This is a genomic window from Deltaproteobacteria bacterium CG11_big_fil_rev_8_21_14_0_20_49_13, assembly GCA_002796305.1.
Classification (GTDB): Bacteria; UBA10199; UBA10199.
Genome location: PCWZ01000079.1, coordinates 24,558 through 46,256, shown reverse-complemented (window position 1 = coordinate 46,256; position 21,699 = coordinate 24,558). Strand labels below are relative to the sequence as shown.

Here is a 21,699-nt window from a genome sequence, read left to right as displayed (position 1 = left end):
CAACGTGTTGCAATTTTCATGGTTCGACAAGCTCACCATGAACGGAGGTTTTTAGAGGTGCCCATTATTGTTCGAGCAAAGTCGAGAACTTCTCGACTCCGCCGCTTGGCGGTTTCGCTCGCACAATAAAAAAAGCCCCGGGTGTTTCCACCCGGGGCTTTTTGACTACGTCTTAATCAACTGATTAGAACGCGTATTCGAACATGCCTAGAACCGTATGTGTGAGGTTCTTGCTGAATCCGGAATACTTTGTCCAATCGAGTTTGTATTCAGCCCTGAATTTCGCGCCGTCTGTGATCTGATAGGCTGGTGATACGCTGATTTCCTGTATATAACCCTTTGCAACTACCAACGCATTAGCAACTGGTGCCATGGTTGAGAGCAATGCATCTGATGTACCACCGCCGTTGTTCGGGCGGAGGATGGAGTACTTAAGTGTGCCATCCCATACATCGCTGAATGCGTAGTTGAGGTCCAAGATACCGCCGAATATCTTCGTCGATGTTGTACCCTTTGCCGCATCGTTCTGACGATAGAGCGCCTCGCCACCGATCACGAATGCGTCTGTTGCCCAGATGTTAAAATCAACATCGACTAAGAACGACATTCTGCCGAGCTTGCTACCTGCATTGACTTCGGGGCTGATTGCCGCACTCAAACCAACTGTGCTTTCCTTGGCCTCTTCACCCCATGTATAACCGAGGCGTGTACCAATAGCCGGCATAACCTTATTGTCGCCGTTCCAGTTAATCCGACCATCCGACATGTTGTTCGCGAACCAAACGTGCCAGTCAACTGAATCGTTGAAGGCATAATAGAACTTCATACCGGTCAGATAACGGGGACGAATGTTGAAGTTGTAGATCGCGCTGTGCGTGATGGTATTGTTATCGTTCCTGTCAACTGCTTCGTAGCCGATCGGGGCGTCGAAACGTCCGAATAACCATTCGATACCGTTGCCGGCAGGAATGTTGGCTGTGACGTAGGCCTGCTTCACATAGACACCGCCCCAAATTGAGCCGATAGCCTGATCGCCGAAACCTAGGTCTGTGCGGAACTTGATGTTCTCGCCAAAGCTCTTTGTGAGATCGAGTTCTACTTCATCGAGTAAGAAACCGAAATCTTTTGCCTTGTCATAATTCTTGGCATTCGACCACTGATCACGGAGTAATCCGGAAGAGCCGCCTGCCAATGCACCTGAGTTCGTGCCGATATAATCAAAACCGAGGCCTGCGTTAATGTGACCGCTGGCTTCGAAACCGCCGGCTACGTACTTTTCTTCTGCGTTTGCGCCAAACGCGAGCGCCAATGCCGCGATAGCGACTACTGCTATTACTAGTTTCTTCATGTTGTTTCTCTCCTTTGAATTGTTTTGCCTTGGAGTCTCGTCAGTCTCTCGAAAGTCCGATCGAGACCCTCTGCCGCTTAGATGTGGCTTTATTGGAGAATGCACCCCCTTTCCAAGCCTGTTTATCCGCGGTTTGAAACTTATGCCGCTTAGGCTCCTACGGAAAATTCCGCTAGCCTAAAAGCAACGATAAAAACTTTAAAACCCAAGTTGTTTAGAAACTCCCCCTAAAGAACTACTTTAGCTTTAGGTCCTTTCCCTATAAATGAATTTGGATATTAAGTCAAGAAATACTTGCCATCCTGTTATAAATCATATAGTATTTTCGCATAGTTATGAAGAAAAAATTTAATATTTTAATAGTCGACGACGATCCCCAGATCCACAAGATAATCGGAAAGATGCTCCCCATGGAGACTTACACGGTTAGGAGTTCTTTTTCCGGACCCGAGGCCCTTCTTAACATAGAAAAGGAGAAGCCAGACCTTGTTATATTAGACATAATGATGCCAAAGGTCTCAGGTATCGAGGTGTGCAATAAAATCAAAGGAAATCAAGCAACTAGCGATATTATGGTTCTGATATTATCCGCCAAAGATGCCCAGGAGGACAGGATCGAGGGGCTGGCCCACGGGGCGGATGACTATATCGCGAAGCCCTTCCACATGCGTCATCTGATAAGAAAGATAGAGCATATGTTACAAAATAAAAACTCGATGACCGTGTCACAGTGACAAATGAAATTACAATGACCAATATCCTAATTGGGATTTGGAAAATTGGACATTCATTCGACATTGGGATTTGGTGGTTGGTGTTTTACTTCACTTCTACTATCAACTCTATCTCTACTGCGGCATTATTAGGAAGAACGTTGACCCCAATAGCGCTCCTTGCGTGTCTGCCGGCGGCGTTACCAAAGACATCTGTGATCAGCTGGCTGGCGCCATCGAGCACCTTGGCGTGTTCCCTGAACTCTGCCCCCGAAGCAACGTAGCCCTTCATCATTACTATTTTCTTTACCTTGTTAAGACTCCCGCCAAGGAACGTTCTGAGAATCGAGATAGCCTGCATGCAGGCGGTGTGTGATGCAAGTTTGCCGTTGTCGGCCGTAAGCTCTAACCCAAGCCTTCCCTTGTATGCCATCTTGCCTTCTTTGAAGGGAAATGCCCCGCTTAAATATACCATCTTTCCGGCCTGGGCCGCGTTCGCGGTCATGCCAAGCTCGCTCGGCGCCTCCGGCAGGTCAAGAAATAGTTCTTCTAAACGTTTATCAAAATCCATAATGTTATAATGACCAATGACCAAGCTTCAACGACGAACGAAATTACAATCCTCAATGACCAATTGGAGTTTGAATCATTGAGTATTTATTCGTCATTGTGATTTGTACATTGAACATTCTTACGTTGCCCCCTTCTTCACAAATAAATAGATCAGCATCGGCGTATCTTTTATTATTCGAAACGCCGATTTTTCCTCTTCTGTTACAAAATAAGGCCTTGCCGTTTCATCGAAGAAGGATTCTTTTGCGCCCGTTATCTTCAATGAGGCCATCTTGCAGAGCTTGTAATAATCTTCTATCCCCTTTGTAACGGATGAGATCGGCTTTATGCGCACGTTTCCCCTCCTGGCATAGAGGCCGAACGGATGAAAATCTACGATGACCCCTTCGCCGGTGATCGCCATAACGCGGGAGAGTTCCTTCACGTTCTTCAAAAGGTCGCCCTGGAACTGATTTGCGTAGTTACCTGCCACAAGATCAAAAAACCCGTCTTCGAACGGTAGCTTTGAGCTTACGCTTCTTATGGAACTTATTCCGGCCCCCGGTTTTCCGTAAGAGCCGGCGCTCCCGCCCATATCCACATGGACCGAAACGCTCGCCCCCTTTTCTTTAAAAAACTTTGCGATGGTCGAGGCGCCCTCTCTCACCTCAAGCGCCGTTTTATCCACAAGGCTTGGGACAAAAGGTTCTATGACCTTATCGGAGACCTGGCATAGTATCTCTTTTAGCTTGGGAAGCGGTATCTGTCCCTCAAGAGAGAGCACGGCCTGCACGGACATTGAGGAAGAGCTTTTGAAACCTGCACCTAACTTTTCTGCCTTGCCAATGAGGCCTTCAACCACATTTCCGACCGCAACAACGCCTTTTCGCAGAGCATCTTCTACCTTTGGGGAAAAAAGTCTTTTCGGCATAACATTTTACTTTCGCATAATAACTTAATTACCTTCTTCTTGCAAAGTGTTTTTAGTTGGGCTACTTTGGCCCAACTAAAAACATCCCGAGCGTAAGCGAGGGATCTCCAGAACATAGCTGTATTAACGGGATCCTTCGCGTACCGCTCAGGATGACAAAATCAGAGGGAGAAAAATATGCAATTCAAATTTTCGAAAGAACCGCTTGAAAAGATCAGGTCCGACCTTGTGCTCGTTCTGTGCCAGCAAAAGAAAAAGGACAAAAAAGACAAAGGAACCGCCGTTCTTCTAAGGGGGGGCGACGGCGCAGAGCTCGACCAATATCTGGGCGGGATCATAGGCAAGGTGATAAAGGACGAAGAGTTCAGGGGCGAGCTCGGAACCTGCAAGATAATATATACCGCCGGAAAGATACCGGCCAGGGCCGTTATTCTGATGGGGATGGGCGAAATGAATGAGTTCACATCCAACGTTCCAAGAAAGCTCGGCGCCAAAGTGGTTTCGGTGGCAAACGAGGTAAGGGCAAAGAGCCTGGCCGTAACTGTCATAATGGATAACATAAAAGGCGTTCCTCCCGCGCTCAGGATACAATCGTTCGTAGAGGGGGTCCTCCTTGGAAGTTATAAGTTCGAAGAATATAAGAATAAAGAAGATATCGAACCCGATACGCTCAAAGAAATTTCCTTAGGCGTCAAGTCAGGCGGAAAGAAGATCGAAGAGGCCGTTAAAAAAGGGGCCGTGCTGGCAAACGGCGTGATCCTTGCGCGCGACCTGATAAATACCCCGGCACACGACCTGACCCCTGAAGACCTCGCCAAAAAGGCTAAAGAGATAGCAACAAAGGGGAAATTAGGGATCTCGGTGCTTGGAAAGAAGGAGATAGAAAAGGAGAGGTTGAACCTCCTTTTGGCGGTAGCCGCGGGAAGCAAGAACGAACCACGGTTCATTCATTTGAGCTATAGACCGGCCAAAAAGGCCAGGGCCAAGATAGCCCTGGTCGGCAAAGGGGTAACGTTCGACGCCGGCGGATATAATTTAAAGCCGTCATCGGGCATGGACCACATGAAGAATGATATGGGCGGCGGCGCCGTAGTCTTGGGGCTCATGAAGGTGATAAGCGAGCTCAAACTTCCCATAGGCGTCGACGCATACATTCCCGCCACCGATAACATGGTAAGCGGTTCGGCAGAGGTGCCCGGCAACATAATAATGTCAAGAAGCGGCAAGACCGTGGAGATACTCAACACCGACGCCGAAGGAAGGCTCATACTTGCCGACGCCATCACCTACGCTACAGAAAAGAAGCCGGACATCATAATAGATATGGCGACCCTCACGGGGCATGTTCGTTATGCAATAGGAGAGATCTATACCGCGGTGCTTGGGAACGACCAGAAGCTCATAGATAAATATATCGCCTGTGCAAAAGAGGAGAGCGAACCCGCGTGGCAGCTCCCGCTCGAAAAAGAATACAAGAAGGGGCTTAAAGAAAGCCTTGCGGATATCAACAACACCGGAAAATCAAAAGCCGGGGCAATAATAGGCGCCCTATTCCTTGACGAGTTCGTGGGCGACACAAAGTGGATCCATCTGGACATCGCAGAGTCGGCGTGGACAGACGAAGATAAGGATTACACTCCAAAGGGTGGCACCGGTTCACCTTTGAGGTCGGTCTTACGCTTCTTGTCGTCGTTCTAAGATCTCTTCGGTCGCATTCGCTCCTTCAAGATGACATGATCTTGGTATAAAAATTGGGTGGGGTATTGTCTTTATCCCTGAAATGGAAATAGAGAAGTATCGCGTTTATGTGGAATACAAAGACAAACAAAGCCGCAGACAAGTAGATCGCAAATCCGGCCCCAAGTATCGCCAAAAGATTCGCTATAAATATCGTGTAAGAGACGGCGACCAGCATCTTTCTGAAGTGGAGCATAATGCCGGCATCGGGAGACCTTATCTCCGGGAATTTTTTATACCAGCTAAGGCCCGCGCAGACCCTTATTAATATGTAGAACAGAAGATAGACTGCGAAGAATAGTTTGAGCGCAAAAGACTGCCTGAATATCCATCCGGAAAATATAAGATACAGGAAACCGAGCGCCCCCAGAAATTCAAGCGTCTTCGGGAACATGCCGTTCCTATTGAATAAGAATTTTAACATCTTCAAGCCTCCGTAGATCTATTTGGGTCTTCTTTATCTGGTCCTTTATAAGAGAATACTCAAGGTCCTTCTTGGTATAGCCCGGGAATATGTCGTTAAGCTTTGTAAGCCTTTCGTTTCTTAACAGCAGTTCGTCATCGACCGCCTTCTTGATATCATTCCTGCCGGAGACGTTAAATTTTGCGCGGAAGGAGCGTTTTATCGCATCTTTTTCCGGAGCGTTCAAGATGGAAGGTTTCCCCAGTATGAAAAATTCCATATTGGCAATAAGTTCAGGGGTTCTTGAGGATCGGGGTGAAGAAGCCTCCGAGGCAAAAATTGGTTCGCCGTCATTATTGTGGTCGTTTGGAAGGCCGAACCAGTCAAGCATGGTCGGAAAGATGTCGACGCCTCTGATCGGACCGAACTCCCCCTTTGGAACTGCGGGCCCTTTTATTAAAACGGGGATCTGCATGTCCTTGTCTAAAATAGAACCGTGGGTCGCATGTTTTTCCCTGTAAAATCCGCCCGTGTCATCGGCGACCAGGAAAACATCTCCGGCCCTGCCGTCATCGAATATCTGGCCCAGTTGTACGACCGCGTCCGGATAGTGTTCTCCCCATGTGTTATCGAACCACTCCTTGTCTCCATATAATCTCCCGCCGCACATCTTTGCTATCCCCTTCTTTGAGCAATAATCCAGAGGATCGCAGGAATTCGGGGCATAGCCGTAAAATGTCTTTTTACCTTCGTCTATCTTGGTGATCGTTGCGTGGCACTCCTTTGAATAGACCTCAACGTTATCAAGCCCGTTCCTTACGACAAAAAGGAGAAGGTCGTTCTGTTCTCTTAGAAACTTTATAATATCCACATGCCCGCCGCCGGAAAGTGGGTAATTTTGAAGCCTTTCAAGTGTCGGCCGGCCGTCGAGACCGAAGAGCTTATCGCGGCCGTCAACTGCCCCCTTGAAATATATATGCGCCGCCGATATCCCGCGTTCGCTTATGAAAAAGTCGGACTCTTTCTTTGCAAGGTTTCCTGCGCGCGCTTTAAGCCCCAGCTTCTTCAGCTTCGGCAAGATGTTGACATCATGCGATATATTGTGCATTCCGTGGTCGGCCAAAACAATGATATAGGTATGATCCAGTTGCCCCCTCTTATCGAGCGTCTCTAGGAACTCCTTTAAAAATATATCGAACTGGATCAGGGCGTACTTAGCATCGTCACAGGTGGCGTCCCCGTGATGCTGAAATACGTCGGTAGAATAAAGCCCGACGAGTGAAAATTTGGGTATATCCTTTTTCTTCTTTTTAAAGAGCCTTAGAAGTATATCGTACGCCCGCCTGTCAAGAAGGTCTTCTCTCTTGTTTATGAAAGTGTCGCTCAAGGCAACAAGAAGCGCCTTTGGATATCTCTTTCTGGTCCCGCGTGTAACTTCCGAATAAACGGTCACGGTCGGATATCCCTTTAGCCTGTCAAGTATCGCTACAGGATAGTCTTTAACCCGAGCGTTCGGGTCCAAAAAAGAGTGATAATTCCACATGTGACTGCCGACCCTTTTATAATCGAGCCCCAGATAGTCGATCTCTTCCTGGTCGGCCCTGTCATACCATTGAAGATATGGAATGCCCGACCTTCCGGCAAAAAGCCCCGTAATGAAGCTTTGATAGGCGGAGGCTGAATTAGAGGGGAACGTGGTTATCCCTAATTTTGCGTGCGCACCGTTATCCCAAAACTCATTCTTTAGTGTGGAAAGCGTTCCGTTCTGGATGTTTTCGTAGAGAAAGTCCTTTGGAACGCCGTCTAAAATGAACAGGATGACGTGGATATCGTTGATGGGTGACTTGTAAGCCGGTTCTTTGTATTTTGCCGAGACAGGAAGCGAAAAGGTCAATGTGAAAATGAAGAGGCAGAATAACAAACGGGGTCCCCACTTTCGTGGGGACGACAGAATATTCTGTCCTATGGATCTATTTCTGCCACTCATATTCTCTTAACGCCTGAACAGGCGATTCCGCTTTGAACATCACGCCGCCTATCTTACCAATATCTTTCTTGAGGCGTGCGATCTTTACCTTCAATTCGTTAAGCTCCGCAAATCTTTCCCCTGCAAAAAGGGTCCTCACTTTGGGCACAAAGGGATTCACCGCAACGGTTATCTTGCCACTTGCCCCTTGACCCTTGACCCTTTTAACAAATTCAACGATCGCCCTAACATCTGCATCGCTTTCTCTGGGTAGCCCCATCATAAAATAGAGCTTTATCTGCCGTATTCCGTGTTCGCCCAAGAGACTCGCAGCCTCAAAGAACTTTTCATCCGGAATATTCTTTCCTATCGCCCTTCTTAGGGCTTCTGAGCCGGCCTCCGGAGCCAGTGTTATGGTCCTGTGACCGCTTATCTTCAAAAGTTCGGCAATTTGTCTATTTATCCTGTCAGCCCTGACGGATGAAGGTGAAAATGTCGCACCTTTCGAATGAATATATTCGGCTATATCTATAAAATCCTTATGTCCCAGAACATCGCCACCAATGAGCCCTATCTTTTTGCGATAAGGAAGACCTACATCTATCGCCTTTACAACCTCCTCTTTAGAGAATTGTTTGAACGGGGAATAGATGACAGGGGCGGCACAGAATCTGCAACGGTGTGGGCATCCGCGCTGGACCTCTACCAGGTGCATCGAACCGAACTCTGTATCACGTGTCCATATGGCTGAACGCGCAGGCAGGGAACCCGACCCTTCAAAATTACCCGTTATCACCTCATCAAATTGCCTTTCGAACAGCTTAGGATTTAGCGTCACCGCGGCGCCGCCGACAATAAGCTTGGGTCCGAAACCCTTTTTTATCTTAGAAAGTTCCAGGATGGTCTGAATGTTCGGTATATCGTTCTCGTAGGCTACAGAAAAAGCTATAATGTCAAATTCATTTATGGGCCTTTGAGATTCATAAGAGAGAATGGGGGTGTTCGTCCTTTTATGCTCTTTAAGGTCGGCCTTTTCCGGAAGGAACGCCCTTTCGCATACAACGTCGTCCCTTTCATTCAGAATGCGGTAGACATTATGAACGCCAAGGTTAGACATCCCCACATGATAAGTGTTGGGATAAATAAGGAGATAAGTTGCCTTCCCGCCCCGATCCTTTATTATGCTCCCCTCTTCGGCTTTAAGGGTCTGTTTTAATTTTGCTTTTATATTCCAGGACATGGCCAAAAGAGCTTAAACTAAAAATATTATAAAGTCACAACAAAATTTGTCCGTTTTTCCTTGCTGGCCTTCAACTTTACTGGCCTTGCTGGCCATTTTTCACTTGCCTAATTTTTAGGCAGGTGATTGAATGTCAACCATCATCCCCGCCTTCGCGGGGAGGACAAAACCATCTATATGAAACTGGTCGGAAGCTCAAAGAATATCAGGAACGCCCTTGAAAAGGCCCTTTCTCTTTCCAAAAATAATGAGCCTTGCCTTATCATAGGCGAAAGCGGGACCGGCAAGACGCATCTGGCAAGGTTCATTCATATAAGCAGCCCCCGCGAGGCCGAGAATTTCACGATATTTAGCGCCTCCGATTCTAAAGACATTGTAAGAGATCTCTGTGGCGTAATGAAGGTCTCGCTCCTTGGAAATGAGAACCTTACCCCCGGCATAATAGATGCGGTCGGCAGCGGAACTCTCCTCATTAAAGACCTGCAAAATATTCCCTTAATGCTCCAGCCGCAACTTCTTGCAACGATAACCCTTGGCGGATATAAACCTATAGATGCCGGCGAATCAATGAAGGCCCTCTGTCGGTTTATATTCTCTGCGCCGCAGGAGCTGGACAGGTTCGTTCAGGAAAAGAGGATACTCCCCGAACTCGCTCAATTGCTTAAGAGAAACACGATGGTCCTTTCAAAATTAAGGGATAGAAACGATGACGTTGGGGAACTTGCAAACCATTTCTTAAAAAAGTGGTGCGATAACCTTGGATACCCACAAAAAAAATTTTCAAAACAGGCGTTAAAACTGCTTAAGAAAAGCTCGTGGAGCGGTAACGTTCGGGAGCTTCAGCTGATAATCCTGAATTCCGTTCTACACTTCAGCACGCCTCAGATAGAGGCGGAGCACCTTCAGCTCAAGATGGCCGGGAACTGGCATCCGCACACCGAAGAACAACTGGAAGACATCGCGCTTGAAGAACTTGTTGAAAAGAAGATAGCACAGTTCATGCACCGTCTTGGGAAGTTCGACGTAGAAAATCTTCATGCGGCGATACTCGAGCGTGTTGAAAGACCGCTAATAAAACTTGTCATGGAGCGCTCCAACAACAATCAACTCAAGGCGGCAAGGACGCTTGGAATAAACAGGAACACGCTAAGGGCAAAATTGCAAAAACTGGAGCTAAAATGAATAGAATATCTGGGCTTTATGGGATAGTGGACACTACTTTCTCTCCGCAATATTCACATGCCGAACTGGCTCATCTCATGCTACTTGGAGGCTGTCAGCTTATCCAATTAAGAATGAAACCAAGCGACACGAACGGCTCATGGTCCGAAAGCGTATTCAAAACCGCACAAAAGATAATGGCGCTTAAAAAAGAGTTCGATTTCACCTTCATTATAAATGATTACATAGAAGTTGCGGGTAAACTCAATGCTGACGGGGTTCACGTTGGCCCCAACGACACGCCCGTGAAAGATGTACGAAGATCTTTGGGCGACAAGTTCATTATCGGATACTCGTCTTCCAAGGGGCTGGACCTTGGGCTCGTGGCGGAGAAGTTTGGCGCAGATTATGTCGCCTTCGGTGCGATATTCCCCACCAAGGCAAAGGGGCCCGATCATCCGGTGCAGGGACTGGAAAGATTGAGGACGTTCTGTTCCGAGATAAAGAAGCCGGTCGTTGCCATCGGCGGGATAAACCGAAGCAATATAGATGATGTGATAAAGTGTGGCGTTTCATCGGTCGCGATGATAAGGGGTATAACAGAGGCAAAGGATATTGTGAGCGAGACGAAGTGGTATGTAAACAAATTTTATTCTTCAAGCCCGTAGAGAAAATAAAATTTGCGTTACTTCTCGACTTCGCTCGAAGAATAACGCAATGCAAGCAGTTCTAACCATAGCCGGCAGTGACCCGTCTGGGGGGGCCGGTATTCAAGCTGACCTTAGGACCATCGAACTCTTCGGAGCCAAAGGCCTTTCAGCTATCACCGCCATCACCGCGCAGACAGATAAGATGGCCTACGGCATCAACCCGGTATCGGCCGACATTTTGACCCAGCAACTATCTGCCGCGGCAAGAGATTCAGATGTTTCGGCCATTAAGATAGGAATGATAGGAAGTGCCGCCAACGTGAGGGCGATAATGCTTTTCCTACACTCCGTAAAAGTTCCCCATATCGTCATAGATCCCGTTCTTGCGTCCACAAGCGGCATGCCGCTCCTCGAAGCGCACGCCTTCAAGGCATTCAAAGAAGAGCTGCTACCTAACGCAACGGTCATAACTCCCAACATCGATGAAGCGGGCGTTCTAACCGGTATGCGGCTTTGGAACGTTGGCATAATGAAGGAGGCGGCACAGCAGATATATGCTGAATGCTGGCAACTCCGCCGCGATAAGACAAAAACCCTTGCGGTCCTTGTTAAGGGCGGCCATTCAACGGGCGACCCGACGGATGTCCTTTTTGACGGTAAGAAATTCACCGAGTTCAAAGGCAAAAGGATGGAAGGCCCGGCCAAACACGGCACCGGCTGCCGCTTATCATCTGCAATCGCCAGCGGCCTTGCGAACGGGAAGACCTTGGAAAAAGCCATATCAGAGGCAAAAAAATTCATAGAAAATTTCATTAGCGAAAAAGGAGAAAACCAATGAAGAAAAAGTATTTGGACATGTCCGCATTGGCGTTCGTCGCCATTTGGGTCTTGTTCGGTTGCGGCCATTTTCATTATCGGGAGTAGATGAGCTCTTTGTAGGCCTTTATCAGGCGCTTTGTAACGGCTCCCTGAGCGGTCAGATTCTTAACAAGCCCTGTCACTTCTCTCACGGGGAGAACTTCAGATGTCGTGCCGGTCAGGGATGTCTCATCCACATTCTTCAGGTCGCTTACCTTGATGCTCGCCTTGCATGGGTAGCATTGAACCACACGGAAAGGCATAAGTCAACCACTTGGGTGGCCGTATCTTGGGCCCTTCCTTTATTTAAAGAGCTTGATTTGGAGCTAATTTTGGGGCTAATAGATTTGAACGGAGGTAATTATGGAATGCTTATTTGAAGGAAAAGGGACGCTTTTTTCAGATCCGGACCCCGATAAGGCCAGAGATTTTCTTAGACACAAGTCGCGAATATTGAAGGACAAAACGACCGATATAAGATCGGCGATAAAGGAACATGTAACGCCGGGAAGCTACCTTGCAATAGGCGGATTCGGAGGCGTACGCGTCCCTGTTGCCGCCATGCACGAAATTGTCCGTCAGGGCATAAAGGGGCTCAAGCTCTCGGGACACACCGCAACTCACGACTTTCAGATACTCTCGGCGGGCGAATGCTTTGACAAGTGCGATGTAGCGTATGTGGTCGGGTTAGAGGCCCGCGGAGTTTCAAAGAACGCGAGAAAATATTTAGAGAGCGGCAAGGTCGAATGCACGGAGTGGACGAACGCCGGCATGGCGTGGAGGTTCAAGGCGGCCGCCCTTGGCATCCCGTTCCTTATCGGTCGCCAGAGCCTCGGAAGCGACGGCATCAAGTGGAGCGCGAGCAAGGTCATAACCTGCCCTTACACCGGCAAAAAATTCGCAACGTTCCCCGCATTATACCCCGATATCACCATCATTCACGTTCATGAGGCAGATATCTACGGCAACGCGCTCATTCGCGGCATAACGATAGTCGACGACGACCTGGCGCGCGCCTCAAAGCGCCTTATCATCACCTGCGAAAGGATCGTGCCTATCGAAAAATTCCGCGACAACCCGAACCTTGCCTCCATCCCCTACTTCTGCGTCGACGCGGTTTGCGAGGTTCCATACGGGAGCTATCCCGGCAATATGGCCTACGAATATTTCTCAGATGAAGAACACATAAAAGAGTGGCTCGATATCGAAGAGGATCCGGAGGATTTCAAAAAGTTTCTGCAGAAGAATATTTACGGGGTCAAGGACTTCAATGAATATCTAAACCTTCACGGCGGCCTTAAAAAGATGCAGGAACTTAGGGATAAGGAGTGCTTAATAGGATAGCATTGTCGCCATCGCGAAAGCGGGGACCTCGGGCATATGCACTAAATTCCCGCTTACGCTGGAATGACAATCGAGGAATGAAAAATGGTACAATATAATTCGATGGAACTCATGATATGCACCGCGGCGCGCGAGATAGAGGACGGTTCCTCCGCAGTAGTAGGCACGGGGGCACCGTGCGCGGTCGGCATGCTAGCCCAAAAGACCATAGCACCAAAGATGCTCATGCTCTTTGAGGCGGGCGGCATAGCCCCGCTTCTCCCGGTCATGCCGGTATCGGTCGGCGACTCCAGAACGTTCTATAAAGGCATTGAGGCCTCTTCGATGACCGAGACCATGAGCCTTACGGCAAGGGGGATGGTCGACTACGCGTTCCTTGGCGGCGCTCAAATTGACATGTACGGAAATTTAAATTCCTCGATGATAGGCACCGATTACCGCAAACCAAAGGTAAGGCTTCCCGGTAGCGGCGGCGCGGCCGACCTTGCCACCAACTGTTGGAAGGTGATGATAGTAACGCCCCACGAAAAACGCCGTTTCGTCCCCAAGGTCGATTTTATAACTTCCCCGGGCTATTTGACCGGCGGAAATTCACGTTATGAGGCAGGCCTTCCCGAAAGGACCGGCCCGTTCAAGATAATAACCGACCTCGCCATCATGGACTTTGAAGAGAAGACCAAAAGAATGCGCGTGATATCGCTCCACCCGGGCGTCACCGTCGAAAAGGTGAAAGAGAACACCGGATTTGAACTCCTTGTAAAAGAGGACCTCGTAACAACGCCGGAACCGCCCGAAGATTGGCTCAAGATCTTAAGAGAAGAGGTCGACCCTCACAAATATATAATAGGAAGATAATATGAACCTTCTTGAACACGAGGTCTACGACCTCCTCTCCAAACACGGAATTGCACACCCAAAATATAGATTCGTTAGCAAGAACGACGAACCAAGGCTTGACGAAGGAAAGCTGTTCGTGGCGAAGATATCGGGGCGCGACATCCTTCATAAAAGCGACGGCGGCGGCTTGATCTTTGGCGTGACCTCAAAGAACTCATTTTCCTCGCACAGAGAGCTGGTAAGCAAGTTCGATGAGGCCGAAGGCGTCCTTTATGTCGAGACCGTCGAATATGGACACACCCCCGAACTTATCATCGGCGCCTATGTCGATGAATTCTTCGGGCCGCTTGTGACGGTAGGCTTTGGCGGCACAGGCACAGATTATCTAAATGATGTGATGAGGCCGGGGAAGGCCAAGGCGGTATTTCCTGCCTCCGCCTCAAAAGAGACAGTCAAGAAGGTTCTCTTAGAACTTCCTGTGGTAAAGATGGTCACCGGTAATATTCGCGGATATAAAAAGCTGATAGAATCGGACAAATTGATCGAGACGGTCGTCAAGCTCCAGGGCCTTATCACCGAGGAATATAACGGGAATGTCATTGAAGAGGTCGAGGTGAATCCTGCGGTCTGTTACGGTGGAAAACTACTCGCGCTAGACGGCGTGCTCCGCTTCAAAGAAAAGAGACCCAAAAGGGCCCCCAAACCCATTCAAAAGATAGGGAGTCTTTTAAACCCCTCTTCCGCATGCATAGTCGGGGCTTCGGGTAAGAACCCTTACAATCCGGCGAACGTTATCTTGAAAAATCTCCTGTCCGCCGGACTTGAGGCAAAAGAGATCTGTCTCATCCATCCAAAAGAAGAGAGCATTGAAGGGATAAAATGTACGCCTGACCTTAAGACAATGCTTTCGCAAAGGGGCGGACGTCCTGTCGACCTTATGGTCGTGGGCATCCCTGCCAAATCGGCGGCCGCACTTATCACTGAGTCGTTCGAACTTAATGCCGCGAACACCATTCAGGTGATATCGGCTGGCTTTGGCGAGACAAAAGGCGGCAAAGAACTTCAAAAGGACCTTGAAGACAAACTTCATGCACTCGAGTCAACGCCCGACAAACGTCCGGTGATGAACGGCCCCAATACACTTGGCAACATTTACCTGAATAAAAAGACCCTCTTCACCGTCCCAAGAAAGTCTTCCGGCACAGGAAAGGGCCACACGCAGGCGGCACTGATATGCCAGAGCGGCGCCTTCATGATAACGGCCATCTCTAACCTTGCGAATATTATAGCTCCGACCGCCTCGATCTCTGTCGGAAACCAGATGGACATAACGGTCGGTGACTGTCTTGAATATCTGCTTGACGACCCAAAGATCAAGACCTACGGCCTTTATATCGAAGGTCTCAAAGAAGGCGACGGCCGCAAGCTTATGGAGCTCTCGAAAAAAGCGAAAGAAACGGGCAAGTTCGTCGTAATATACAAGGCCGGCCGCACAAAAGATGGCGTCGATGCCGCAAAGGGCCACACGGCCTCCATGGCCGGCGACTATTCTCTCTTTGAAGGGCTCCTCGCAATGAATGGGGCGCTGATAGCCGACACGTTTCAGGAGTTCCAGAACCTTTTGATGCTGACGGCGCTTGTCAAGCCTATCAAAAAGATAAAAGAGTTCGGTGTCGCCGCGCTTTCTAACGCCGGTTATGAAAAGTGCGCGATAGCGGACCACTTAATGATAACGGGAGCCAAGAAATTCACTCTCGCAAATTATTCGGATGATACTAAAGATAAGATAAAGGCTATTTACGAAGCTCATAAAGTTTCCGGCATCATGGATGTTCACGATATCCTGGATCTGACGCCAATGATGGACGATGCAGGCTTTGAAGAGATGATAAGGGCAACTCTTTCCGATCCAAAAACAGGGTTCGGAATATATTCGATAGTCCCCGAAACGCTCATGCTTAAAGTTTGTGAAGAGGGCTCGAACAAAGAAGAGACGGACGAAGGGATACTTGCGCGGCTCATTAAAATTCACGCTGAATCCGAAAAACCTTTCTGCGTATCGATGGAATCGGGCTGGAAGTATGACAATTTCGCCCAAAAATGTCTGGATGCCGGCATCCCCTGTTTCCGCAGGGTCGACGCCGCCGCAAGATGCGTGGCTAAACTTTGTTCTGTAGCCATTTCTTGAGGGGTATTAAACCTTTGGTGGCGGTCTCCCAGACAATATCGACGTTAACCCCCATATAATCGTGAATGAGTCTGTGGCGCATGCCTGCTATCTTGTCCCACGCTATCGGAGAATCCTTTGTCATTATGTCATACACGTTCTAGACATAGGTCCGGAAAGGGTGTTTTTAGGGGTTCATGCCGGCTGTAAGGGCCTTAAGGTTCGCCTCGATCACCTTTTCGCCCTTGCCGGCGAATTTCTTTTTGATGGAGCCTTCTATCGTATTCTGGAGGATACCCATCTTCTTTAAGAGCGCCCCAAGAACCGCTATATTTGAGACCCTTGGATTGGAAAGTTCCGAGGTGATCTTTGCGGTATCGACGACGATTGAACTTTCACGTTTTTTTATCCTGGCGATTATCTCGCCTTCATCAGGATATGCGATATTTTTCACAGGCTGGTTGCTAGTAATAATGGTCCCGTTGGGAGAGAGATATTCGACATATCGAAGGGCCTCCATCGGCTCCGTTGAAAGGATATAGTCGGCCTCCCCTTTCGGAATGATATCGGCCCAGATGGGTTTGTCTGATATGCGCACATGACAGGATACCGCACCGCCTCTTTGAGCCATGCCGTGAACCTCGTTCTGTTTGGCATTTAGCCCTTCGCGCGACGCCGCCTCCACCACCATCGCGGCCACGGAGACTATACCCTGACCGCCAACACCTGCAAAGATTATGTCGTATTTCATGATCGTCCTCTTACTTTATCTGCAAACATTCGCGTTTTGCTATTATCACGCTCGGACCTTTGTGGTCGAGCTCCTCTTTTATGACCTTGGTGTTCGCCTCGTGGTTCTTGGGCAAAGCCTCGATCACACGAAGATGCTCGCGCGAAAGCCCCATTCCAAGTATGAGATCCTCCAGCTCTTTACCTATGCAAAGGGTCTCCTGTCCGCCGGTCATTGCGGTCGTGGAATTATCAAGAATGATGGTCGTGAACGGCGTCTTCTGCTTAACGCCTTCGAGTAGCGGCGTAATGCCCGAATGGTTGAAGGTCGAATCTCCTATCACACCAACGGAATATTTGAGCCCGTTCTCGCCCGCCGCCTTTGCCATCGAGATAGAAGCCCCCATGCAAAGGCATGAGTTAATAGCTTCGTACGGAGGATAGAACCCGAGAGTATAGCAACCGATGTCCGAAAATACCGACCTATTTTTCTCCCCTTCAAGCGCCGCATTAAGGGCCTTGAACGTATCGCAGTGTGGGCAACCTTTGCAAAGCTGTGGCGGCCTGTCGCGAAGAAGATCGCTCACGTTCTCGCCCTTGGGTTTAATGTCCGCAAGGCCAAGCGCAACTCTCACAATGTCCGCGTTGAGCTCGCCCGCCTGAGGAAGGGTGCCGGTCAGCTTCCCCTTAACCTCGATCTTTTTCCCGCTTGCTACGATGTTCTTCCAAATTGAACGTTCGACCAATGGACAACCCTCTTCGATCACAACGAGGGTTGAGACATTCTTTAAAAGCTCGTTTATCTTCTTCTCAGGCAACGGATATGTCGCTATCCTTAAGTATGAAGGCTTGAAACCGCCGCCGGCATTTTCCATGCACTCCATGAAGTAGTTGTATCCAAGTCCGCTTGCGATGACGCACACGCTCGCGCCGTTCTCAATGTGAAGGATGTTGGAACTGTGATTGTTCGACCACTCAACGAATTTGGGCTGTTTATCAAGGAGCCTTTGATACTGCGCGCGCGCGTTGCTAGGAAGAACGGTCCAGCGCTTGTAGTCGCTGGGAAGCGTCATCTTGTTCTTCTCGCGTGCCGGCGCGAACTTTACAAGGGACCTTGTGTGCGAAAGCCGCGTGACCGAGCGGACCATAACGGGGAGCTCTGCCTTTTCAGAAAACTCGAAAGCCTCGCGCGTGAGGTCGTAAGCATCCTGGGCGCTGACGGGTTCGAAACACGGTATCTGCGCGAACATTGCATAAAATCTCGAATCCTGCTCGTTTTGGGACGAGTGCATGCCGGGGTCGTCCGCCGGAGCTATAACAAGCCCTCCGCCGGCGCCCGTTATCATTGCGCTCATAAAAGGGTCCGCCGCAACGTTAAGTCCCACGTGTTTGAACGTGACCAGCGAACGTAGTCCAATGAGCGAAGCGCCTACACCTGCCTCAAGCGCCACCTTTTCATTTATGTTCCAGCGCGCTATTATCCCGCAATCGGGAAATGCGGCAACATATCTTTGAATAGCCTCCTGGATCTCTGTTGCCGGCGTCCCGGGATATGCGTACGCCGCAGAGATGCCGGAATGTATCGCCGCCATCGCTATCCCCTCGTCGCCCAGGAGCATCATCTGTTTCGGTTCCATTTTTTTGCCTCCAGAACCGCTCATGGTGAGCCTGTCGAACCATGAGCGGAACAAACTACCCCTTCATCCTTATTCCCTTATCCTCGTTAATGAATATCCAGCTGACAAGTTTTGATATAGCTATCGAATAGGTCCCGTTCTCATCTTTCCAGTAGTGCGGACCCTTTGTGTAGAAGCTAGATGAGTCTGTCTTGGGAATGGCGCCGGTCTCCGACATTATCGTCTTGAACCTCTCCTGCCATTTTACGATATTGGCGTTCCTCATATCCAGCCAGCCGTCGTGGGCGCATTTATCGACAAAGTCCCGGGATATCTCGAAACCTGCGTTCGGTTTTCCCGGGACGTCGGCGGGGATGGCAACATAGCTCCCGCGAAGAAGTTTATCACCACCACTCAAAAGTATCGGAATGCCAATAGAGATTATGCGTGCGCGAAGGTCGCTGTCAGACATCAGCTTGTCTTCCATAGCCTTGGTTATGGCTTCCGGCTTTGCTGCCAGGACCTTTTCAAAAGATCCAAAGCAGAGCTTTAACAGATGTGCTTCGTAGAGGAGTTTTGAAAGTCTCGGGGGCCCTAATTGTTCGAAGGCTACGCTGTCGATGCCGGTATCTGCTATCACCTTACGAAGTTCGGCCAGCGCCCCCTGTCTCATATAACCTGCGCGATATGTCGGCCCCATTGTGGAATTATCGAGCGCGGCAACTATGTCGTGACCGGTGTTCATACCGGTTATCTCCCAGATAGCGCACCGGGCTATCTCTTCGGGCGTAATGAACTCCATCTGTCCCTGATCGGTAAGCGCCTCGAATTCTCCAAGGGAGAAGAACCCGTTCTCGCCGGTATCTATAAATGGCGCAACGAGCGGTTTAGGTTTGCCGTTCTCCTCCAGATGCTTGGGCGCGCTCTCCATCTTTTTGACGAACACACCCTTTAAAATAACCGCATCGTTATCTGTAACGTCCTCTAAAAGGACCTCTTTCCCCTTCTTTCTTATCGCGCCGAGCGCCACCTTCTTCCAAGCGATGGCAGCGGCGGGTTTTATCTCTTTAATGATGGGGCCGCCTGGGGTGCGCGCCATAAGGAACATGAGAAGTGAATGGCCTCCCGCAACTGCGGATTTGGAAAGAAGCATTTGCGACGGCTTGTCTTCACTGTGAGTATAAGGGATATTAAGGCCCATTCCGCCGGTACCGCAGGTACCTATCTTCAAATAGAACTTGGTCTTATGCTCGACCATCGACTGCAGGAATATCTGAACGTGCCGGATGAGCTGCGGCAGATATTGCGTGCAGAGGAGCTTTTCAACTACACCCTGTATCTCGTCGGTCGTCTTGTTCTCTTTTTTATCGAACGCGTTCCTCACCTCTTTGGCAACGCCGTAGATGTTCTGATATGCAATGCCCGTTGCGGTATTTATGGAATCTACAACGATGTCCGGTTTGAACTTGTTTAGAATCTGATAGATGGAAGAGCTGGCAAGGATATCTTTATTGAGCGGGTCCAATATATCGCTCGCAAGCAGCTGTCTCTTTTCCGGGTTGCCAAGAATTTCCGTGAGCGGCGTGTCTTTAAAGTCGTTCCTTACGAAGACGTTGCCCCACGCCCTGTGAATTTTTACCTTTGGATAGCCCTTCTCCATCTCGGCCGCAAATTCAGCGGTCTCTCTCTCAAAGAGAGAGCATATAGTTATCTCGCCCACCCCTTCGTCCGCCGCGAGCTTGCATATCGGCTGACCTACAAGCCCCGCCCCGCCAAGCACCAAAAGCTTTTTGCCATGAAATTCCATGAAGGTCTCCTTCTGTTATATACTTATCTTTAGAGCACTTTCCGAGTTCCTTGTTAAGATATTTTTATTTTTTAACTTTGCCTCCCGCGCCTTATATAATATAGCCCTTTACATGATACAAAGAACCATTGTTCCCTACAAGATCAAGAGCATTGAGCCGATCACCTTACTTTCAAGAGAAGAGAGAGAAAGGGCGATAACAAAATCTGGGCATAATCTATTCAGACTCCGATCCGAACAGGTATATATCGACCTTTTGACCGACTCCGGCACCGGGGCCATGAGCGCAAAGCAGTGGTCGGCCGTTATGGTGGGTGACGAGTCGTACGCCGGGTCATCATCATTTTACAGGCTTGAAGGCGTTATTCACGACCTTATGGGTCTTCAGTATCTTATACCTGTGCATCAGGGCCGCGCCGCGGAACATGTGCTGGACCATCTGCTCGTCTCCAAGGGGATGATCATCCCGGGGAACACACATTTTGACACAACAAAGGCGCATATTGAGTTTCGGGGCGGACGCGCCATCGACTGCACCATAGAAGAAGGGAGAACCCCTTCAACCGACCACCCCTTCAAGGGAAATGTCGATCTCACGCTTTTAAAACGTGCGGTCGAGACCAGCGGAAGCGAAAATGTGTCTTATGTGCTTTTGACCATCACCTGCAACTCCGGCGGCGGACAGCCCGTTTCGATGGCCAACATTAAGGAGGTGAGCAAATATTGTCGAAAAGAGAACTTACGCCTCTTCTTCGACGCCGCACGCTTTGCCGAGAACGCATATTTTATTCAGCAACGTGAGGAAGGCTTCAAAAATACCTCGATCAAAAAGATAGTGAAGGAGATGTTCTCCTATGTTGACGGTTGCACAATGAGCGCAAAGAAGGATGGCATCGTCCCCATCGGAGGATTCCTGGCTGTTCGCGACGAGCAGATCTATGAGGACCTTAAACCCAACGAGATACTCTTTGAGGGCTTTTACACCTACGGCGGAATGAGCGGCATGGATATGGAGAATATGGCTCAGGGCTTAACCGAGGTCGTGGACGAGAACTACCTTGCTTACCGCATCGGACAGGTGAAAGAGCTTGGCGAAATGCTTGACTCTTGCGGCATACCGGTCGTGAAACCGATAGGCGGACACGCTGTGTTCATAGACGGAAGACGCTTCTATCCGAACGTCCCCGAGGACCAGTTCCCCGCGCAGATGGTATGCGTTGAACTCTATAAATATGGCGGCATAAGAACGGTCGAGGTCGGCTCTTCGCTTGCCGGCCGCGATCCCGATACCGGCAAGAACCTAAGACCCGCCATGGACCTTTGCAGACTTGCGATTCCAAGGCGCGTTTATTCCAAAGAACATTTAGACTACGTGGCCGATATCATTAAAGAAGCGCACAAAGAGACCTGCACAAGAACCAAGGGCCTTGCATTTGAAAAAGAGTCCAAAGGGATCCGCCACTTCGACTCCACCTTCAAATATCTGTAATTTCACTGCTGTCCGGTTATTCTGAGGGTCCTGACATTGTAAAGGTTTGCAGATGGTGGTTCACATATGGCAATGGCAAGACCGCTAAGAATCGAATATCCCGGTGCAAGGAATGAAACCCGCCTGACGGCTATATATTTGATCAGGAAAA

At 49.3% G+C, this 21,699-nt stretch carries 20 protein-coding genes; 9 read left to right on the top strand and 11 right to left on the bottom strand.

The window, feature by feature from the left end; genetic code table 11:
* Window positions 1–184: 184 nt before the first annotated feature.
* Window positions 185–1,348 carry a hypothetical protein gene (locus COV46_07800; GenBank protein PIR16610.1) on the bottom strand — a complete coding sequence of 388 codons (1,164 nt, stop codon included), beginning with the start codon at window positions 1,346–1,348 and terminating at the stop codon, window positions 185–187.
* 335 nt (window positions 1,349–1,683) lie between these two features.
* Here COV46_07800 and COV46_07795 point away from each other — a divergent pair, with 335 nt between their 5' ends.
* The gene (locus COV46_07795) at window positions 1,684–2,082 is read left to right on the top strand and encodes a hypothetical protein (protein PIR16609.1); all 399 of its coding nucleotides are present in this window, start codon (window positions 1,684–1,686) and stop codon (window positions 2,080–2,082) included.
* A gap of 85 nt (window positions 2,083–2,167) precedes the next feature.
* Here COV46_07795 and COV46_07790 read toward each other — a convergent pair whose 3' ends face one another.
* Together COV46_07790 and COV46_07785 are read right to left on the bottom strand one after the other, a co-directional pair.
* A complete protein-coding gene (locus COV46_07790) occupies window positions 2,168–2,632 on the bottom strand; it encodes a hypothetical protein (GenBank protein ID PIR16608.1) in 465 nt (154 codons plus the stop codon).
* Window positions 2,633–2,752: 120 nt separating this feature from the next.
* Complete coding sequence (locus tag COV46_07785) at window positions 2,753–3,544, bottom strand: hypothetical protein (GenBank protein PIR16607.1); 792 nt, start codon at window positions 3,542–3,544, stop codon at window positions 2,753–2,755.
* A gap of 177 nt (window positions 3,545–3,721) precedes the next feature.
* On the opposite strand from COV46_07785, the gene COV46_07780 reads away from it, so the two are divergent.
* A complete protein-coding gene (locus COV46_07780; protein PIR16606.1) occupies window positions 3,722–5,242 on the top strand; it encodes a leucyl aminopeptidase in 1,521 nt (506 codons plus the stop codon).
* A 25-nt stretch (window positions 5,243–5,267) separates the two neighbouring features.
* On the opposite strand, the gene COV46_07775 is transcribed toward COV46_07780, so the two are convergent.
* The 3 genes from COV46_07775 to COV46_07765 are packed head-to-tail and all read right to left on the bottom strand — an operon-like array spanning window position 5,268 to window position 8,890.
* Complete coding sequence (locus COV46_07775) at window positions 5,268–5,705, bottom strand: hypothetical protein (GenBank protein PIR16605.1); 438 nt, start codon at window positions 5,703–5,705, stop codon at window positions 5,268–5,270.
* On the bottom strand, window positions 5,683–7,671 hold the full coding sequence (locus tag COV46_07770; protein PIR16604.1) for a hypothetical protein: 1,989 nt from the start codon (window positions 7,669–7,671) through the stop codon (window positions 5,683–5,685). Before COV46_07770 ends, COV46_07775 begins: the two co-directional genes overlap by 23 nt.
* Window positions 7,655–8,890, bottom strand: coding sequence for a hypothetical protein (locus COV46_07765; GenBank protein PIR16603.1), 1,236 nt, complete (start codon window positions 8,888–8,890; stop codon window positions 7,655–7,657). Before COV46_07765 ends, COV46_07770 begins: the two co-directional genes overlap by 17 nt.
* Window positions 8,891–9,067: 177 nt before the next feature.
* Between COV46_07765 and COV46_07760 the strand changes: the two genes are divergently transcribed.
* From COV46_07760 to thiD, 3 genes are read left to right on the top strand one after another with little or no spacing between them, the layout of a single operon-like run.
* Entirely contained in the window at window positions 9,068–10,072 is a 1,005-nt protein-coding gene (locus tag COV46_07760) for a hypothetical protein (protein PIR16602.1), read from the top strand.
* A complete protein-coding gene (thiE, locus tag COV46_07755; protein PIR16601.1) occupies window positions 10,069–10,719 on the top strand; it encodes a thiamine phosphate synthase in 651 nt (216 codons plus the stop codon). The genes COV46_07760 and thiE overlap by 4 nt, the downstream gene beginning before the upstream one ends.
* A gap of 49 nt (window positions 10,720–10,768) precedes the next feature.
* Window positions 10,769–11,539, top strand: coding sequence for a bifunctional hydroxymethylpyrimidine kinase/phosphomethylpyrimidine kinase (thiD, locus tag COV46_07750; GenBank protein PIR16600.1), 771 nt, complete (start codon window positions 10,769–10,771; stop codon window positions 11,537–11,539).
* 73 nt (window positions 11,540–11,612) lie between these two features.
* Here the strand turns inward: thiD and COV46_07745 are convergent, their stop codons facing one another.
* The gene (locus COV46_07745) at window positions 11,613–11,822 is read right to left on the bottom strand and encodes a hypothetical protein (GenBank protein ID PIR16599.1); all 210 of its coding nucleotides are present in this window, start codon (window positions 11,820–11,822) and stop codon (window positions 11,613–11,615) included.
* A 100-nt stretch (window positions 11,823–11,922) separates the two neighbouring features.
* Here COV46_07745 and COV46_07740 point away from each other — a divergent pair, with 100 nt between their 5' ends.
* The 3 genes from COV46_07740 to COV46_07730 all read left to right on the top strand — a co-directional run bounded on the left by COV46_07740 (window position 11,923) and on the right by COV46_07730 (window position 15,928).
* A complete protein-coding gene (locus COV46_07740) occupies window positions 11,923–12,903 on the top strand; it encodes a glutaconate CoA-transferase (GenBank protein PIR16598.1) in 981 nt (326 codons plus the stop codon).
* Window positions 12,904–12,987: 84 nt separating this feature from the next.
* Entirely contained in the window at window positions 12,988–13,758 is a 771-nt protein-coding gene (locus COV46_07735; protein PIR16597.1) for a 3-oxoacid CoA-transferase, read from the top strand.
* Between the two features lies 1 nt (window position 13,759).
* Window positions 13,760–15,928: a hypothetical protein gene (locus tag COV46_07730; GenBank protein ID PIR16596.1), complete on the top strand. Its 2,169-nt coding sequence runs from the start codon at window positions 13,760–13,762 to the stop codon at window positions 15,926–15,928.
* Here COV46_07730 and COV46_07725 read toward each other — a convergent pair.
* From COV46_07725 to COV46_07710, 4 genes are read right to left on the bottom strand one after another with little or no spacing between them, the layout of a single operon-like run.
* Complete coding sequence (locus COV46_07725; protein PIR16595.1) at window positions 15,900–16,052, bottom strand: hypothetical protein; 153 nt, start codon at window positions 16,050–16,052, stop codon at window positions 15,900–15,902. The genes COV46_07730 and COV46_07725 overlap by 29 nt on opposite strands.
* Before the next feature lie 42 nt (window positions 16,053–16,094).
* The gene (locus COV46_07720; GenBank protein PIR16594.1) at window positions 16,095–16,658 is read right to left on the bottom strand and encodes an indolepyruvate oxidoreductase; all 564 of its coding nucleotides are present in this window, start codon (window positions 16,656–16,658) and stop codon (window positions 16,095–16,097) included.
* Window positions 16,659–16,668: 10 nt separating this feature from the next.
* Complete coding sequence (locus COV46_07715; protein PIR16616.1) at window positions 16,669–18,273, bottom strand: indolepyruvate ferredoxin oxidoreductase; 1,605 nt, start codon at window positions 18,271–18,273, stop codon at window positions 16,669–16,671.
* 55 nt (window positions 18,274–18,328) lie between these two features.
* Complete coding sequence (locus COV46_07710; protein PIR16593.1) at window positions 18,329–20,059, bottom strand: short-chain dehydrogenase; 1,731 nt, start codon at window positions 20,057–20,059, stop codon at window positions 18,329–18,331.
* Window positions 20,060–20,171: 112 nt separating this feature from the next.
* Between COV46_07710 and COV46_07705 the strand changes: the two genes are divergently transcribed.
* Window positions 20,172–21,548, top strand: coding sequence for a tyrosine phenol-lyase (locus COV46_07705; protein ID PIR16615.1), 1,377 nt, complete (start codon window positions 20,172–20,174; stop codon window positions 21,546–21,548).
* Window positions 21,549–21,699 lie beyond the last annotated feature (151 nt).